The sequence below is a fragment of the Serratia myotis genome (assembly GCF_027474885.1).
GTDB lineage: Bacteria > Pseudomonadota > Gammaproteobacteria > Enterobacterales > Enterobacteriaceae > Serratia > Serratia proteamaculans.
Genome location: NZ_CP099707.1, coordinates 1 through 17,364 on the forward strand (window position 1 = coordinate 1; position 17,364 = coordinate 17,364).

15 protein-coding genes are annotated in these 17,364 nt (G+C 55.5%); 12 read left to right on the forward strand and 3 right to left on the reverse strand.

The window, feature by feature from the left end:
- From dnaA to yidA, 5 genes are all read left to right on the forward strand, one after another.
- Positions 1-1,392, forward strand: coding sequence for a chromosomal replication initiator protein DnaA (dnaA, locus tag NHG65_RS00005; protein ID WP_012004506.1), 1,392 nt, complete (start codon positions 1-3; stop codon positions 1,390-1,392).
- A 4-nt stretch (positions 1,393-1,396) separates the two neighbouring features.
- Complete coding sequence (gene dnaN / locus NHG65_RS00010) at positions 1,397-2,497, forward strand: DNA polymerase III subunit beta (protein ID WP_499182806.1); 1,101 nt, start codon at positions 1,397-1,399, stop codon at positions 2,495-2,497.
- A 45-nt stretch (positions 2,498-2,542) separates the two neighbouring features.
- Positions 2,543-3,628 (forward strand): DNA replication/repair protein RecF, encoded by a 1,086-nt coding sequence (gene recF / locus NHG65_RS00015; RefSeq protein WP_099064431.1) that lies wholly within the window; start codon positions 2,543-2,545, stop codon positions 3,626-3,628.
- A gap of 18 nt (positions 3,629-3,646) precedes the next feature.
- The gene (gene gyrB / locus NHG65_RS00020) at positions 3,647-6,061 is read left to right on the forward strand and encodes a DNA topoisomerase (ATP-hydrolyzing) subunit B (protein WP_099064432.1); all 2,415 of its coding nucleotides are present in this window, start codon (positions 3,647-3,649) and stop codon (positions 6,059-6,061) included.
- A gap of 122 nt (positions 6,062-6,183) precedes the next feature.
- The gene (gene yidA / locus NHG65_RS00025; protein WP_099064433.1) at positions 6,184-6,999 is read left to right on the forward strand and encodes a sugar-phosphatase; all 816 of its coding nucleotides are present in this window, start codon (positions 6,184-6,186) and stop codon (positions 6,997-6,999) included.
- Between the two features lie 45 nt (positions 7,000-7,044).
- On the opposite strand, the gene NHG65_RS00030 is transcribed toward yidA, so the two are convergent.
- Genes NHG65_RS00030 through NHG65_RS00040 form a run of 3 tightly spaced genes read right to left on the reverse strand, consistent with a single transcriptional unit; the run spans position 7,045 to position 9,543 of the window.
- Positions 7,045-7,986, reverse strand: a complete 942-nt coding sequence (locus NHG65_RS00030) for an ornithine cyclodeaminase family protein (protein ID WP_499182807.1) — start codon at positions 7,984-7,986, stop codon at positions 7,045-7,047.
- The gene (locus NHG65_RS00035; protein WP_499182808.1) at positions 7,973-8,941 is read right to left on the reverse strand and encodes a threonine/serine dehydratase; all 969 of its coding nucleotides are present in this window, start codon (positions 8,939-8,941) and stop codon (positions 7,973-7,975) included. The genes NHG65_RS00030 and NHG65_RS00035 overlap by 14 nt, the downstream gene beginning before the upstream one ends.
- Positions 8,938-9,543: a helix-turn-helix transcriptional regulator gene (locus tag NHG65_RS00040; protein WP_499182809.1), complete on the reverse strand. Its 606-nt coding sequence runs from the start codon at positions 9,541-9,543 to the stop codon at positions 8,938-8,940. The genes NHG65_RS00035 and NHG65_RS00040 overlap by 4 nt, the downstream gene beginning before the upstream one ends.
- A gap of 273 nt (positions 9,544-9,816) precedes the next feature.
- Between NHG65_RS00040 and NHG65_RS00045 the strand changes: the two genes are divergently transcribed.
- The 7 genes from NHG65_RS00045 (at position 9,817) to NHG65_RS00075 (ending at position 17,352) form a co-directional block, all read left to right on the forward strand.
- The gene (locus NHG65_RS00045) at positions 9,817-11,133 is read left to right on the forward strand and encodes an MFS transporter (protein ID WP_099064437.1); all 1,317 of its coding nucleotides are present in this window, start codon (positions 9,817-9,819) and stop codon (positions 11,131-11,133) included.
- A complete protein-coding gene (locus tag NHG65_RS00050) occupies positions 11,126-12,073 on the forward strand; it encodes a 2-hydroxyacid dehydrogenase (RefSeq protein WP_099064438.1) in 948 nt (315 codons plus the stop codon). The genes NHG65_RS00045 and NHG65_RS00050 overlap by 8 nt, the downstream gene beginning before the upstream one ends.
- A gap of 243 nt (positions 12,074-12,316) precedes the next feature.
- Complete coding sequence (locus NHG65_RS00055; protein ID WP_099064439.1) at positions 12,317-13,015, forward strand: FadR/GntR family transcriptional regulator; 699 nt, start codon at positions 12,317-12,319, stop codon at positions 13,013-13,015.
- Between the two features lie 40 nt (positions 13,016-13,055).
- Positions 13,056-13,949, forward strand: a complete 894-nt coding sequence (locus NHG65_RS00060; RefSeq protein WP_099064440.1) for a 2-dehydro-3-deoxygalactonokinase — start codon at positions 13,056-13,058, stop codon at positions 13,947-13,949.
- Positions 13,933-14,550 carry a 2-dehydro-3-deoxy-6-phosphogalactonate aldolase gene (locus NHG65_RS00065; protein ID WP_219015045.1) on the forward strand — a complete coding sequence of 206 codons (618 nt, stop codon included), beginning with the start codon at positions 13,933-13,935 and terminating at the stop codon, positions 14,548-14,550. The genes NHG65_RS00060 and NHG65_RS00065 overlap by 17 nt, the downstream gene beginning before the upstream one ends.
- Positions 14,547-15,695, forward strand: a complete 1,149-nt coding sequence (gene dgoD / locus NHG65_RS00070) for a galactonate dehydratase (protein ID WP_012004518.1) — start codon at positions 14,547-14,549, stop codon at positions 15,693-15,695. Before NHG65_RS00065 ends, dgoD begins: the two co-directional genes overlap by 4 nt.
- Before the next feature lie 364 nt (positions 15,696-16,059).
- Complete coding sequence (locus NHG65_RS00075) at positions 16,060-17,352, forward strand: MFS transporter (RefSeq protein ID WP_207978722.1); 1,293 nt, start codon at positions 16,060-16,062, stop codon at positions 17,350-17,352.
- Positions 17,353-17,364 lie beyond the last annotated feature (12 nt).

The following is a 17,364-nucleotide window of genomic DNA, read 5'->3' on the forward strand; positions in this document are numbered from 1 at the left end:
GTGTCACTTTCGCTTTGGCAGCAGTGTCTTGCCCGATTGCAGGATGAGTTACCTGCCACAGAATTTAGTATGTGGATACGCCCATTGCAGGCGGAACTGAGTGACAATACCCTGGCGCTTTATGCGCCCAATCGTTTTGTGCTGGATTGGGTTCGCGATAAATACTTAAACAATATCAATGGCCTGCTGAATGATTTCTGCGGTACGGATGCCCCATTACTGCGTTTTGAAGTGGGTAGCAAACCGCTCTCCCAAATCATCAGCCAGACCGTTACTGCCAGCGTTAGCGCACCCAGCGCGCCAATAGTACGCGTCGCGGCACCTTCGCGCCCAAGCTGGGACAACGCGGCACCGCAGCCTGAACTTTCTTACCGCTCCAACGTTAACCCAAAGCATACCTTTGATAACTTTGTAGAGGGTAAATCCAACCAATTGGCGCGCGCGGCGGCCCGCCAGGTGGCGGATAACCCGGGCGGAGCCTATAACCCGTTGTTCCTTTATGGCGGTACCGGTTTGGGTAAAACTCACCTGTTACATGCGGTGGGCAACGGCATCATGGCACGCAAGGCCAACGCCAAAGTGGTCTATATGCACTCGGAACGCTTTGTGCAGGACATGGTCAAAGCCCTGCAGAACAATGCCATTGAAGAATTTAAGCGTTACTACCGTTCGGTCGATGCGCTGCTGATCGATGACATACAATTTTTTGCCAATAAAGAGCGTTCGCAGGAAGAGTTCTTCCATACCTTTAACGCCCTGTTGGAAGGCAATCAGCAGATTATCCTGACCTCCGACCGTTATCCGAAAGAGATAAACGGGGTGGAAGATCGTCTGAAATCCCGCTTCGGTTGGGGGCTGACGGTAGCGATCGAACCGCCGGAGCTGGAAACGCGCGTAGCGATCCTGATGAAAAAGGCCGACGAGAACAATATCCGTCTGCCGGGCGAAGTGGCGTTCTTTATCGCCAAACGCCTGCGTTCCAACGTGCGTGAGCTCGAAGGGGCGCTGAACCGCGTGATCGCCAACGCAAACTTTACCGGCCGTGCCATTACCATTGATTTCGTGCGTGAAGCGCTGCGTGATCTACTGGCGCTGCAGGAAAAGCTGGTCACCATCGATAATATTCAAAAGACGGTGGCGGAATACTATAAAATTAAAATCGCTGATTTGTTGTCCAAGCGGCGTTCGCGTTCCGTTGCTCGTCCGCGCCAAATGGCGATGGCGCTGGCAAAAGAACTCACCAACCACAGCCTGCCAGAAATCGGCGATGCGTTTGGTGGCCGCGACCATACCACGGTGTTGCACGCCTGCCGGAAGATTGAGCAGTTACGTGAAGAAAGTCACGACATCAAAGAAGATTTCTCCAATTTAATCAGAACATTATCTTCCTAGCGCTATGAAATTTATCGTTGAACGTGAGCATCTGCTAAAACCGCTGCAACAGGTGAGCAGCCCGCTGGGCAGCCGCCCAACATTGCCAATTCTGGGTAACCTGCTACTGCAGGTGACGGAAGGCTCCCTGCTGTTGACCGGTACCGATCTGGAGATGGAGATGGTGGCGCGCGTTGCCCTGTCCCAACCCCATGAAGCGGGCGCGACTACCGTCCCCGCGCGTAAACTCTTTGATATCTGCCGTGGCTTGCCTGAAGGGGCCGAGATCACTGTAACGTTGGAAGGCGAGCGTATGCTGGTGCGTTCCGGCCGCAGTCGCTTCTCTCTCTCTACGTTGCCCGCGGTAGATTTCCCGAACCTGGACGACTGGCAGAGTGAAGTTGAATTTTCTTTGCCGCAGGCGACGTTGAAGCGCCTGATCGAAGCCACGCAGTTCTCGATGGCTCACCAGGATGTGCGTTACTACTTAAACGGCATGCTGTTTGAAACCGAAGGTGAAGAGCTGCGTACCGTGGCGACCGATGGTCACCGTCTGGCGGTGTGTTCGATGCCGATCGGTCAGCAATTGCCGTCGCATTCGGTGATCGTGCCGCGTAAAGGGGTGATGGAACTGGTGCGTCTGCTGGACGGCGGCGATACGCTGCTGCAACTGCAGATCGGCAGTAACAACATCCGCGCCCACGTCGGTGACTTTATCTTCACTTCCAAGCTGGTTGACGGTCGTTTCCCTGATTATCGTCGCGTATTGCCGAAGAATCCGGACAAAACGCTGGAAGCCGGTTGCGATCTGCTCAAGCAGGCATTTGCTCGCGCGGCCATTTTGTCGAACGAAAAGTTCCGTGGCGTGCGGCTGTATGTCAGCCAAAACCAGCTCAAGATCACCGCCAACAACCCTGAACAGGAAGAAGCGGAAGAGATCCTCGATGTCAGCTACGACGGCACCGAGATGGAGATTGGTTTTAACGTCAGTTACGTGCTGGATGTATTGAACGCGCTCAAGTGTGAAGATGTGCGCCTGCTGCTGACCGACTCGGTTTCCAGCGTGCAGATCGAAGACGGTGCCAGCCAGGCGGCGGCCTACGTCGTCATGCCGATGCGGTTGTAGTCTCATTACCTTGAATTACAGCACCGTCATCGGTAAAGAGATTGCATGGCTCTGACGCGTTTACTGATTAAAGATTTTCGCAATATAGAAGATGCAGATTTGGCGCTGGCACCGGGATTCAACTTCCTGGTGGGGCCCAATGGCAGCGGAAAAACCAGCGTGCTTGAGGCGGTTTACACCCTCGGGCACGGGCGGGCTTTTCGCAGCCTGCAGGCCGGTCGGGTGATCCGCCACGACCAGCCGGAGTTTATTTTGCACGGCCGTATTGACGGTGCAGAACGTGAAATATCCGTAGGATTAAGCAAGAGCCGTCAAGGGGACAGCAAGGTACGCATCGATGGCAGCGACGGCCACAAAGTGGCTGAACTGGCGCAGCTATTGCCGATGCAACTGATTACCCCCGAAGGTTTTACCCTGCTAAACGGTGGGCCGAAATTCCGGCGCGCCTTCCTGGACTGGGGCTGTTTTCATAACGAACCCGGTTTTTTCACCGCCTGGAGCAACCTGAAACGGTTACTGAAGCAGCGCAATGCCGCGCTGCGCCAGGTCAGTCGCTATGCGCAGATCCGCGCCTGGGATCAGGAACTGATCCCCTTGGCCGAGCGTATCAGCGAGTGGCGGGCAGCTTACAGCGACGCGATTGCCGCGGATATTACCGCGACATGCGCGCAGTTTTTGCCCGAATTTGCCCTGAGTTTCTCTTTCCAGCGTGGCTGGGACAAAGAGAGCGACTACGGAGAGCTGCTGGAGCGCCAGTTTGAGCGTGACAGGGCGTTAACCTATACCGCGGTGGGGCCGCATAAGGCGGACTTCCGCATCCGTGCCGACGGCACGCCGGTAGAGGATTTGTTATCGCGCGGTCAGCTTAAACTGCTGATGTGCGCGTTGCGCTTAGCGCAGGGTGAGTTTCTCACCCGGCAGAGCGGGCGGCGTTGCCTGTATCTGATTGATGATTTTGCCTCCGAGCTGGACACCGGCCGTCGCCGGTTACTGGCCGATCGCCTGAAAGCCACCCAGGCCCAGGTCTTTGTCAGTGCCGTGAGCGCTGAACAAGTGACCGATATGGCCGGTGAAAAGGGCAAGATGTTCCGCGTGGAACAAGGTAAAATAGAGGTTCAACCACAGGACTAAAATGAGCGAGAAACGTTGATGTCGAATTCTTATGACTCCTCAAGTATCAAGGTATTAAAAGGGCTGGACGCGGTGCGTAAGCGCCCGGGCATGTATATCGGCGACACCGATGATGGCACCGGTCTGCACCACATGGTATTCGAGGTTGTGGACAACGCTATCGACGAAGCACTCGCTGGCCACTGTAGTGACATCCAGGTGACCATCCATGCCGATAACTCCGTTTCGGTACAGGATGACGGCCGTGGTATCCCGACCGGTATTCACGAAGAGGAAGGGGTTTCTGCGGCACAGGTGATCATGACCGTGCTGCATGCCGGCGGCAAATTTGATGACAACTCCTACAAGGTTTCTGGCGGTCTGCACGGCGTGGGTGTTTCGGTTGTTAACGCCCTGTCTGAAAAACTGGAACTGGTGATCCGTCGCGAAGGCAAGGTGCACGAGCAAACCTACGCCATGGGCGAACCACAGGCGCCGCTGAAAGTGGTCGGTGAAACCGATCAGACCGGCACCACGGTGCGTTTCTGGCCGAGCTATGAAACCTTCACCAATAATGTCGAATTTGAGTACGATATTCTGGCCAAGCGCCTGCGCGAACTCTCATTCCTGAACTCTGGCGTGTCTATCCGCCTGAAAGACAAACGCACGGACAAAGAAGACCACTTCCACTATGAAGGCGGTATCAAGGCGTTTGTTGAGTACCTGAACAAAAACAAAACCCCGATCCATCCAAACGTGTTTTATTTCTCGACCATGAAAGATGACATCGGTGTGGAAGTGGCGCTGCAGTGGAACGACGGTTTCCAGGAAAATATCTACTGCTTCACCAACAACATCCCACAGCGTGATGGGGGCACCCACCTGGTCGGTTTCCGTACCGCGATGACCCGTACCCTGAACAGCTACATGGATAAAGAAGGCTACAGCAAAAAAGCCAAAATCAGCGCCACCGGTGACGATGCGCGTGAAGGCCTGATTGCTGTGGTTTCGGTGAAAGTGCCGGATCCGAAGTTCTCTTCTCAGACCAAAGACAAGCTGGTTTCTTCTGAGGTGAAAACGGCGGTTGAAACGCTGATGAACGAGAAGCTGGTCGATTATCTGATGGAAAACCCGAGCGATGCGAAAATCGTCGTCGGCAAAATCATCGATGCGGCACGTGCTCGTGAAGCAGCGCGTAAAGCGCGTGAAATGACCCGTCGTAAAGGCGCATTGGATCTGGCCGGCCTGCCGGGCAAACTGGCGGACTGCCAGGAACGTGACCCGGCGCTGTCTGAACTGTACCTGGTGGAAGGGGACTCAGCGGGCGGCTCTGCCAAGCAGGGGCGTAACCGTAAGAACCAGGCGATCCTGCCGTTGAAAGGTAAAATCCTCAACGTTGAGAAGGCGCGCTTCGACAAGATGCTGTCTTCACAGGAAGTCGCGACACTGATCACTGCACTGGGTTGCGGCATTGGCCGCGATGAGTACAACCCGGACAAGCTGCGCTATCACAGCATCATTATCATGACCGATGCCGACGTCGATGGCTCGCACATCCGTACGCTGCTGTTGACCTTCTTCTACCGTCAGATGCCGGAAATCATTGAGCGCGGTCACGTGTTCATTGCCCAGCCGCCGCTGTACAAGGTGAAAAAAGGCAAGCAAGAGCAGTACATCAAAGATGACGAGGCGATGGATCAGTACCAAATCGCCATCGCGATGGACGGTGCCACCCTGCACACCAACGCCAGCGCCCCTGCGCTTGCCGGTGAGCCATTGGAGAAACTGGTTGCCGAGCACTACAGCGTGCAGAAGCTGATCGGTCGCATGGAGCGCCGCTACCCGCGTGCACTGCTGAACAACCTGATCTACCAGCCGACGTTGTTGGAAGGCGATTTGAGCGATCAAGCCAAGGTTAAGACCTGGATTGATTCGCTGGTGAAATTGCTGAACGATAAAGAACAGCACGGCAGCAGCTATGACTCGGTGATCTTTGAGAACCGTGAGCGCCAGATGTTTGAGCCGATCCTGCGCATTCGTACCCACGGTGTGGACACCGACTACGCGCTGGACTTCGAATTCATCCACGGCGGTGAATACCGCAAAATCTGCGTGCTGGGTGAGAAACTGCGCGGCCTGATCGAAGAAGATGCCTACATCGAACGTGGTGAGCGTCGTCAGCCGATTGAAAGCTTCGAGCAGGCGTTGGAGTGGCTGGTGAAAGAGTCACGCCGTGGTCTGGCAGTACAGCGTTATAAAGGTCTGGGCGAAATGAACCCAGAGCAGCTGTGGGAAACCACCATGGATCCGGAAAGCCGCCGCATGCTGCGCGTGACGGTGAAGGACGCCATTGCTGCTGACCAACTGTTCACCACCCTGATGGGTGATGCGGTTGAACCTCGTCGTGCCTTTATCGAAGAAAATGCCCTGAAAGCGGCAAACATCGATATCTAACGCATTGATGGCTGTGAAAATCCGCGCCGGGAAACTTGCGCGGATTTTTTTACGCCGTTTTTGGCGCTGACATCACGGGCTGAAACGCGTTAGCATGGGAAAAACCACTGGGAGAGGCTCTAATGGCTATTGAATTGATTGCGATTGATATGGACGGCACGCTGCTCAACCCGCAGCACCAGATTACGCCGGCGGTAAAGCAGGCGATCGCCGAGGCACGCCGCAAAGGGGTGCATGTGGTGCTGGCCACCGGGCGGCCTTACGTCGGCGTGCAGGATTATCTGCGTCAGTTGGATATTCAGGGCCCCGGTGATTTCTGTATTACCTATAACGGCGCACTGGTTTTACAGGCGGCAGACGGCGCCTGCATCCTGCAGGAAACGCTGGGTTTTGAGGATTACCTGCACTTCGAGAAGATGGCTCGCGAGTTTGGCGTCCATTTCCAGGCGTTTGATTTCGATACCCTGTATACCCCGAACAAGGATATCGGCAAATACACCGTACATGAGTCTGAGATGACCGGTATTCCGCTGAAATACCGCAGCGTGGAAGAGATGGATCCTTCGATTCGTTTCCCGAAAGTGATGATGATCGACGAACCGGAGCTGTTGGATCGCGCTATCGCTCGCATCCCGGCAGAAACGCGGGAACGTTACACCATCCTGAAAAGCGCGCCTTATTACCTGGAAATCTTGCACCAGAAAGTGGATAAGGGGGCTGGGGTGAAAATGCTGGCCGATCATCTCGGTATTGCGCGTGAAAATGTGATGACGTTGGGCGATCAAGCCAACGACACGGCGATGATCGAGTACGCCGGGTTGGGCGTGGCAATGGGCAATGCTATCCCGGAGCTGAAAGCGGTAGCACAGTACGTTACCACTACCAACACTGAAGACGGTGTAGCACGCGCCATCGAGAAATTTGTACTGAATGCCTGATAGTATTTTGCCTCCAAGGGGCGCAGCCGCGCCCCTTTAAGCCGCTTATAACCGCGCTAAAATGCCCTTCACAATCTGCACGTCCTGAATCGCCAACCCGGTCAGATCGGCCAGGGTGATTTGCTGAGGGTCGCTGCGCACTTTTATCCCCTGAGCCAATGCGGTACCCAGTTCGACGATCGGCGTCGATTTAAGCAAACCCTGCCGGTAAGCAGTAGCGATCTCACCAAACTCGGTACATTGTGCCAAAGAATCCACCAACAGCACATCCGCCCTGGCCACCAGATCGGCTGCCAGCTCTTGCTTGCCGTGACTGTCCGCGCCGACCGCGGTGATGTGGGTACCGGGCTGGATATCCGCCGCCTGCAGAATGGGTTCGCGACTCGGAGTGGTGGTGACAATCAAGCGGCAGTGCGCTGCCAGTTCCGCCGCATCCTGGGTGATCTGCACCCGGAAACCTTCGGCTTCGGCATCGCGCCGGTAGGCTTGCAAAGCGACTTCGTTGCGACCCCATACCCAAACCTCGCGGCAGGCGGTCTGGGGTTTTAACTGTTGCAACTGCAACCGGGCCTGCATGCCGCAGCCGACGATGCCAATCGCCGGGATCTCCGCCGGAGCGCAGAGTTCGGCGGCAATTCGCCCGGCCAGCGCGGTGCGTAATGCGGTTAGCCAACCTTCGTCCAGCAACAGTGCCTGCGGCTCACCGGTTTGCGCCGAGAAGGCCATCATCAGCCCCTGATTACTGGCCAGCCCCTGCGCCGGATTACGGTAAAAGCCGGAAGAGACCTTGACGACAAATTGCTCGTCGCCTTCCAGCCAGGCCGATTTAATGCAGCTGTCACCAGGCGCCTGTTCAAACAGAAAATGCTGTACCGGCGGCTGTTGCACTTGTTGCTGTGAATAGGCAATAAAACCCTGTTTTAGCAACAAAGTGACGACATCTGCATCGAAAGCGTCAAAGATCTGCCGTTTGTTAATGATTTTCATCGGCAATGGCCTTGAGGTATTTCTCCAGTACGATGTTTTTCCCGCACAGTACCACCGCCACTTTTTTGCCCTGGAATTCCGCTGCCAGTTTGATGGCGGCGGCTAAGGCCACCCCGGCGGCGCCTTCGATGATCCAGCGATCGCTGGCGGCTATCTGACGCATGGCCTGTTTGATTTCCGCTTCACTGACCAATATTTTGCGATCGATCACCTGCTGGCACAGCGGGAAGGTGATGGCACCTGGTTCGACACCGCCCGCGGTACCATCGGACAGGGTGTCCTGCTCTTCTACCGGGTAAATATGACCGGCCTGTAGCGCGCTATACATGCTGGTGGCATTTTCCGGCCAGCAGGCAATAAGCTGGGTTTTCGGCGACAATTGCTGCAAAACGGTGCCAATTCCTGAGATATAACCCCCGCCGCCCACGGCGACGAATACCGCATCCAAATCCGCTTGTTGCTCCACCAACTCCATGCCGCAGGTACCCTGGCCGGCAATCACCTGTGGGTCGTTATAGGGGGAAATATAGACCTTGCCCTGTTCAGCGGCGGCCTTTTCTCCCGCCTGTTCGGCATTCAGCGCGTCGCCCGGTACCAGCTCGACCTTGCCACCCAGCGCACGGATGGTCTCGAGTTTGATCGCTGCTGCTGTCTCCGGGGCATACACCGTCACGCTGACGCCCATCAATTTTCCTGCCAGCGCGACGGCCTGGCCGTGATTGCCGGTCGAGGCAGCGATCACTCCGCGACTGCGCTGTGACTCACTCAGCAGCCGCAGTTTGTTGCTGGCGCCGCGAAACTTGAAAGAGCCGGTATGTTGCAGATGGTCGCATTTCAGATATAGCTCGCAGCCCAACTGCTGTGACAGCAGCACGCTGCGTTCCAGCGGGGTCACGCGAACCTGCGGGCGCAATTGCTGATGGGCGGTAACAATCGTGTCAAATAGCTGACTCATACAGACTCCTTGATATTTTTCAGATAGTTGTAGACGGTAGCGCGGCCGATGCCGAGGATTTTGGCGACGTAGCCGGCGGCATTTTTTCCTTTGAAGGCCCCCTGGTGATACAGCGCCTCCACCATGGCCCGCCGGCCAGCGCCGTTAAGCGAGCTGAGCGTTTGCTGGCGTTGTTGCAACCATTGGTGAATAAAGGTGTTGATGCGCTCCTGCCAGTCGTCCTGGAACAGCACGTCCGGCTGCGGTTGCAGGGCATTGCCGCCAAGAAAGACTTCCAGCGCGGCTTTGGCGCTTTCCAGCACGGTGATATCAAGATTGATGCACATCAGACCAATAGGGTCGCCATTATCATCGCGCAATACTGCGCTGATAGAACGTAGTTGGCTGCCGTCCCAATTGCGTTTCAGATAGGGACCGATCACCTGCAAACCACGATCGTCCTGTAGTTCGCTCAGGTTGGAGTCTTCGCCCAGCTCACGCCGCGATCGGTTATTGCTGATGTAAACCAGCTTCTGGCTGGCAAGATCGTGAAGTGCCACTTCGGCGTAAGGGGCAAACAACAACGTAATGGCATCGGCGATGGCGTGGTAGCGGTTCAGCATGGTGATCTTTTTTTAGATTTAAAAATCCAATTTAGAATTTATTTTCTAGTTTGTAAATCACTAAGCTTCCCGATTCGGTGTTTTTTTGTGATCAATCTTGTATTACAAGATGGTTTTTCGTGCTTACAATGCGCGGAAGCCTATTAAGTAATCAACCGGGTTTTAATCTTCATTGGCAGGTTTGTTCGGCTGACGAGATGGAAACACCATTGGATGCGTGGTTTATCAGAAACAGATCGCGCAAAAAGAACGTATTGCTCTGGGGGATAGATTATGGATGCCAGTACTTATTCCACGACAATCAAAAAGATGAACCGACGTATTATTCCATTTATTATGCTGCTTTATCTTATTGCATATATAGACAGATCTAATATTTCCATTGCTGCATTGCAGATGAATGCCGATTTGGCGCTCAGCGCCGAAATGTATGGTATTGCCGCCGGGATTTTCTATATTTCCTACATTATTTTTGAAGTCCCCAGCAACATATTATTGAGCCGTATCGGTGCGAAGATATGGATTGCGCGCATCATGGTCACCTGGGGCATTATCGCTGCCGGTATGAGCCTGGTACAAACGCCGACGCAGCTCTATGTGATGCGTTTTTTACTTGGCGTGGCAGAGGCCGGGTTTACCCCAGGAATTATTTATTATCTTTCCTGCTGGTATCCGCGCAGCGACCGTGCGCGTGCCATGTCGATGTTTTACATCGGCGCAGCCTTGGCTTCGGTTATTGGCCTGCCGCTTTCCGGCAGTATCCTGAATATGCACGGCTTATTTGAAATAGCCGGATGGCGCTGGCTGTTTTTGCTGGAAGGTATCCCGGCGGTGTTATTGGGTATCCTGACCTATTTTTATCTCGATGATGCGCCGCAACAAGCAAAATGGCTGGCACCTTCGCAACGCCAATGGCTGGTCAAAAAAATGGCCGGCGAAATGGCGGAGACTGCGGGGGGACAATCACATCGCTGGAGCCAGGCACTGACCAACCGGCGGGTTTGGGCGCTGAGCTTTATGTGGTTGTTACAGGCGTTCGGCACCATAGGTATCACGCTATTTTTGCCTTTGATCGTCAAAGGGGTCGTCACGCAGCAAAGTTCCTTTGTCGTCAGTGTCCTTTCCGCCATCCCGTTTTTCTTTGCTTGCATTTTCATGTATTTCAATGGTCGACACTCAGATTTGACCGGTGAGCGTTCGCTGCATTTGGGCGGGCCGCTGATTGCCGCCGGTCTGCTGCTGCTGGCAGCGATTTATTGCCAAAATCTGGTGTTGGCCTACGGCATGTTGGTGCTTACTGTCGCGTTGAACTGGGCGATCACCCCTATTTTCTGGGCGGTAACTACCGAATCGATCGCCGGTGTGGCGGGGGCGGCGTCAATTGCCTTGATTAACGCCGTTGCCAATATTGCCGGCCTGGTGTTTCCGCCGGTCATGGGACGAATTAAAGATGTTACCGGCAGCTATGATATCGCGTTGATGGCCATTGCTGCGGCGTTAGTGGCGGGGGGCATTATAGGCCTGCGGCTCGGCAAGCCTGTGTTGGCTGGCGCTGGCGTGGCGGCTTTGCGGGAGAACAATAATGGCTGAGAACATTTTGCAGGCCTCACCCTTGCCGCAAAGTCTGGTGGTGCGGCTGCGTCAACATTTTCCGTTGGTGGATATGCGCGAGCTGGCGCCCTTGGCATTGGCATCACTGGCTGACGAATTCACCGTACTGCTGGTTGATGGAGAAACGGCGGTCAGTGCGGCGCAAATTACCGCCTTGCCGCAGTTAAAACTGATCGCGGTATTTGGTGTGGGTTATGAGCGGGTGGATGTGCTGGCTGCAAGGGCGAAGGGGGTTCGGGTAACCCATACGCCCGGGGTGCTGACCGATGACGTTGCCGATCTGGCGATTGGACTGCTGCTGGCGACGGCCCGACAGATTGGCGGCGCACAACGTTTTATCGAGCGTGGAGGTTGGCTGCAAGGCAGCTATCCATGGACGCGCAAGGTCAGCGGCGCACGCCTGGGCATTCTTGGACTGGGGCGGATCGGGCGGGCGATAGCTCAGCGGGCGGCGGCCTTCAATATGGCCGTCAGTTATCATTCCCGCCAACAAGCTGCCGATTTCACCGGGCGTTTTTTTGCGACTCCGCTGGCATTGGCAGATCACTGCGATTTTCTGTTGGTTTGCACTAACGGCGGGGCCCAGACGCGTGCGCTGGTGGATGCCAGGGTCCTGGCAGCGCTGGGTTGCGACGGCATTTTAATCAATATTGCGCGTGGTTCGGTGGTGGATGAAGCGGCATTGGTGACGGCGATTGATCGGGGAACCATCGCCGGTGCCGGTCTGGATGTCTTTGAATGTGAGCCGCAGGTGCCTGCCGCGTTGATGGGGCGGGACAATGTGGTACTGACGCCACATATGGCCAGTGCGACCCACTGCACGCGACGGCTGATGGTCGATCTGGTGTTCGACAACATAGCGGCCCATTTTGCCGGTCGCCCCTTGCCAACGCCGGTTGTGGAAAGCCCCAATGCTTAGCATCACCCTTTCTTTATTCCTGCCTGATGATCACTCAACGACCGCTGTAGGTTATTGGCCCCCTTCATATGAATTGTCTGTTTTGTGATCTTGATTGTAGTACAACATTATTTGTTGGTACTACAATGTGGGCAAGGTTACTTAGGTAAGTCATAAAGATTGTGCTGCAACCGCAGGACGCCAGTGGGAGACACGGGTAAAGTAAATCCGTTATCACAGGATGGCGAATGCCACGGAGAAACCATGAACAAGCAGCAGATCGGTAAAACCGATCGCATCATCATCGAGATGGGCCAGCAGATCGTCGGCGGCAAGTATGTCCCGGGCGCGGCGTTACCGTCAGAGGCTGAGCTGTGCGAAGAATTTGAAACTTCACGCAATATCATCCGCGAAGTCTTACGTGCGCTGATGGCCAAGCGACTGGTGGAAGTGAAGCGCTATCGCGGCGCATTTGTGACGCTGCGTAACCAGTGGAATTACCTGGATACCGACGTCCTTAACTGGGTGCTGGCACAGGATTACGACCCACGTCTGATCGCATCGATGAGTGAGGTTCGCAACCTGGTGGAGCCTACCATCGCCCGCTGGGCGGCAGAGCGGGCGACTTCCAGCGAACTGGCGGTGATAGAGGCGGCGCTGAACGACATGATAGCCCACCATCAGGAGCGTGAACGCTTCAATGAAGCCGACATTCGCTACCACGAAGCGGTGCTGGCGGCGGTGCATAACCCGGTACTGCAACAGCTCAGCGTGGCGATCAGTTCTCTGCAACGCGCGGTGTTTGAGCGTACCTACATGTCGGATGAGGACAATATGCCGCGTACCCTGCGTGAACATCAGGAATTGTATGACGCTATCCGTCATCAGGATGCGGATGCCGCAGAGCAGGCGGCAATGGCGATGATCGCCAGCTCGACCAAACGCTTAAAGGACATTACTTGACTGCTCCCCGTACTGGGCGAGGTCTTCAGAGGGCTATTTGATGAGTGACAGCTTTATCGCGATTGACTGGGGTTCCACCAACCTGCGCGCCTGGCGTTACGAACAGGGCGTCTGTGTCGACAGCCTGCAGTCAGAGGCCGGTGTTACCCGCCTTGGCGACCGCACGCCGCAGCAGGTTTTCAGCGAGCTGATGGCGCGCTGGGAGGCACCGTTGCCGGTGGTGATGGCGGGAATGATCGGTAGCAATGCCGGCTGGCAGCAGGTTCCCTATCTGTCTTGTCCAACCCGCCTGACCGAGGTTGCCCACCAGTTAACGGCGGTAGAGCCGGCTTTACCTTACCGGGCCTGGATTATTCCGGGTATCTGTGTCGAACGTGAAGACAATTGCAACGTTATGCGCGGTGAAGAAACCCAGTTGATAGGTGCCTATGCGGAACAGCCGTCGGCGCTCTATGTCATGCCCGGCACTCACAGTAAATGGGTGCGAATGGAGGGTGACATTCTGGCAGATTTCCGCACGGTGATGACCGGCGAACTGCATCATCTGTTGCTCCGCCATTCGTTGATCGGCGTGGGGCTGAACGAGCAGCAACCGTCACCGCAGGCATTTTCGCGCGGGCTGGAAACCGGCATGAATGAAAGCCACATCGTGCGCCGTTTATTTGAAACCCGCGCTGCTCACGTGCTCGGCAAACTGGAGAAAAGTTCGGTCAGTGACTGGCTTTCCGGGTTGCTGATTGGCAACGAAGTCGCGCAGATGCAGCGTGAATACCCGCTGCCGTCGAGTGCCTCGTTAACGGTGATCGGGAATCCGCAGTTGGGCGAGCGCTATGCCCAGGCATTGAATCTGGCCGGAATACGCTACCAGCTACTGGACGGCGATCGGGCTTTCCAATCGGGAATAAGGAGCATTGTGCATGAGCTGGAACACTGAACTGCCGCTGATTGCCATTCTGCGCGGTATTACGCCACAGGAAGCGGGTGAGCATGTACAAACGTTGCTGGACGCGGGGTTCGATGCGATCGAAATTCCGATGAACTCGCCGGGCTGGCAACAAAGTATCGGCGATACGGTGAAAAAATTCGGCGACCGGGCCCTGATTGGCGCAGGCACCGTGCTGCAACCGATGCAGGTGGATGAACTGGCGGCGGTGGGCGGAAAGCTGGTAGTAACGCCCAATACTCAGCCGACGGTGATCCGTCGGGCAGTGGAACTGGGCATGACGGTTTGCGCCGGTTGCGCTACCGCTTCAGAAGCATTCAACGCTCTGGAGGCCGGTGCTCAGGCGCTGAAAATTTTCCCGTCGGTTTCTTTCGGCCCAGATTACATCAAGGCGCTGAAAGCGGTATTGCCGCCGCAGATCCCCGTTTTTGCCGTCGGCGGGATCACGCCGGAAAACTTGCCTTTGTATCTGGCCGCAGGCTGTGTGGGGGCGGGGTTGGGAGGCGATCTCTATCGCGCCGGCCAATCGGTGGAGCGCACCGCTCAGCAGGCTGCCGCTTTCGTTTTAGCCTATAAGGAAGCCACCCAATGAAAATAACCAAAATGACCACCTATCGGCTACCGCCGCGCTGGATGTTCCTGAAAATTGAAACCGATGAAGGTATCGTCGGCTGGGGCGAGCCGGTGATTGAAGGACGGGCGCGCAGCGTGGAGGCGGCGGTGCACGAGCTGTCAGAATATGTGGTTGGCCAGGATCCCGCACGCATTAACGATATCTGGCAGACGCTCTACCGTGGCGGTTTCTATCGCGGAGGCCCAATCCTGATGAGCGCGATCGCCGGCATTGATCAGGCTTTGTGGGATATCAAAGGCAAGGCGCTGGGCGTACCGGTTTATCAGCTGCTGGGCGGCCTGGTACGCGACAAAATCAAGGCTTATAGCTGGGTGGGCGGAGATCGTCCTTCCGACGTGATCGCCGGCATCAACAAGCTGACGGAAATCGGCTTCGACACCTTTAAACTCAACGGCTGTGAAGAGATGGGCATCATCGACAGTGCGCGTAAGGTGGATGCAGCGGTGGCGGTGGTGGCGCAGATCCGCGAAGCCTTTGGCAACCGTATCGAGTTTGGTCTGGATTTCCATGGCCGCGTCGATGCGCCGATGGCGAAAATCCTGATCAAAGAACTGGAACCCTACCGTCCGTTGTTTATTGAGGAGCCGGTGCTGGCGGAGCAGGCAGAGTACTATCCACGTCTGGCAGCGCAAACGCATATCCCGATTGCCGCCGGTGAACGCATGTATTCACGCTTTGATTTCAAACGGGTGCTGGCGGACGGTGGCCTGGCGATTATTCAGCCGGACTTGTCTCACGCCGGTGGTATCACCGAATGCTTTAAGATTGCCGCGATGGCGGAGACTTACGATGTAGCACTGGCACCACATTGCCCACTGGGGCCGATTGCGCTGGCTGCCTGTCTGCATGTGGATTTTGTGGCGCGTAATGCGGTGTTCCAGGAGCAGAGTATGGGCATTCACTACAATCAGGGGGCCGAACTGCTGGACTATGTGGTGAATAAAGACGATTTCAAAATGACCGACGGCCATTTCTACCCGCTGACCAAACCGGGGCTTGGGGTAGAGATCAACGAAGAGCTGGTGATCGAGCGCAGTAAACAAGCGACGGATTGGCGTAATCCGGTGTGGCGTTACCCAGACGGTGCAGTGGCTGAGTGGTAATCGCGTATTAAATAATAATTAAATTCATCTTTAACAGGCACCTCACTGTGTCTCGCTTGACGTCGCCGTCAGGCGAGGTATCTGGCTGAAAATAGAGATTGGAAGTGGGCCAGATGAATAACTTATTGTGCTTGCCAGTTAGTTATTAAATAAGCGGCCGGGAAATTAACTTTATTATTTCCCATTATATTAACCGCTCCGATTTCTCATGGCGGATGTCGCGGCTGGTGCTTTGTCAGACCGCATGGCTGCTCCACGTCATTTGAAAAATAGTTAAATCATTATCAGTAACTCGACTCGGCGGCGCTACCCTACAATATCGCACCGCTATTATTAAAATCCGAAAAATAACGGAATAAAGATAATGGATACAACATTGACCTCAACACCAAGAAGTAAACGCCGCTATCTAACGTTATTAATGATATTTGTCACCGTGGTGATTTGCTATGTTGACCGCGCCAATCTGGCGGTGGCTTCGGCGCATATTCAACAAGAGTTTGGCATCAGCAAGGCGCAGATGGGTTATATCTTCTCGGCTTTTGCCTGGACCTATACCCTGTGTCAGATCCCGGGGGGTTGGTTCCTGGATCGCGTTGGCTCAAAGCTGACCTATTTTATTGCCATCATGGGCTGGTCGATCGCCACCTTGCTGCAGGGGTTCGCCAGTGGCCTGGTATCGCTGATTGGCCTGCGTGCAGTGACCGGGCTGTTTGAAGCGCCGGCATTCCCCACCAACAATCGCATCGTCACCAGTTGGTTCCCCGAGCAGGAGCGCGCTTCGGCAGTGGGGTTCTATACCTCCGGCCAGTTTGTCGGGCTGGCCTTTCTGACACCGCTGTTGATCTGGGTGCAGGAGTTGTTGAGCTGGCACTGGGTGTTCATCATTACCGGCGCGGTTGGCATTGTTTGGGCGCTGGTGTGGCAGCGTGTGTACCAGTCGCCGCGCAACAGCAAAGGGGTGAATGACGCCGAGCTGAAATATATCCAGGCCGGTGGCGGCATGGTGGACGGCGACGTCGCGTCGGAAAAGAAAAATCGTGTCCCGCTCACCGCGGCTGACTGGAAGCTGGTGTTTCACCGCAAGCTGGTCGGGGTGTATCTGGGCCAGTTCGCCATTACTTCGACGCTGTGGTTCTTTCTCACCTGGTTCCCGAACTATCTGACGCAGGAAAAACACATTGCGGCGCTGACCGCCGGCTTTATGACCACGGTACCCTTCCTGGCGGCGTTCTGCGGTGTCTTGTTATCCGGTTTTGTCGCCGATCGCTTGCTGCGCAGCGGCCGTTCGATAGGGTTTGCACGTAAAACGCCGATCATCTGCGGATTGTTGTTATCCACCTGCATTATGGGAGCCAATTACACCAACGATCCGCTGTGGATTATGGTGCTGATGGCTCTGGCGTTCTTTGGTAACGGTTTTGCCTCCATCACCTGGTCGCTGGTGTCATCGCTGGCACCGACCCGGTTGATCGGTTTGACCGGCGGGGTGTTTAACTTTGTCGGCGGGCTGGGGGGGATCACGGTTCCGCTGGTGGTGGGTTATCTGGCGCAAGATTACGGTTTTGCACCGTCGCTGATTTACATCGCCGTAGTGGCGTTGCTCGGCGCGTTGTCGTATCTGCTGTTGGTGGGTGATGTGAAACGCGTCGGCTGATCCGGTAAGATG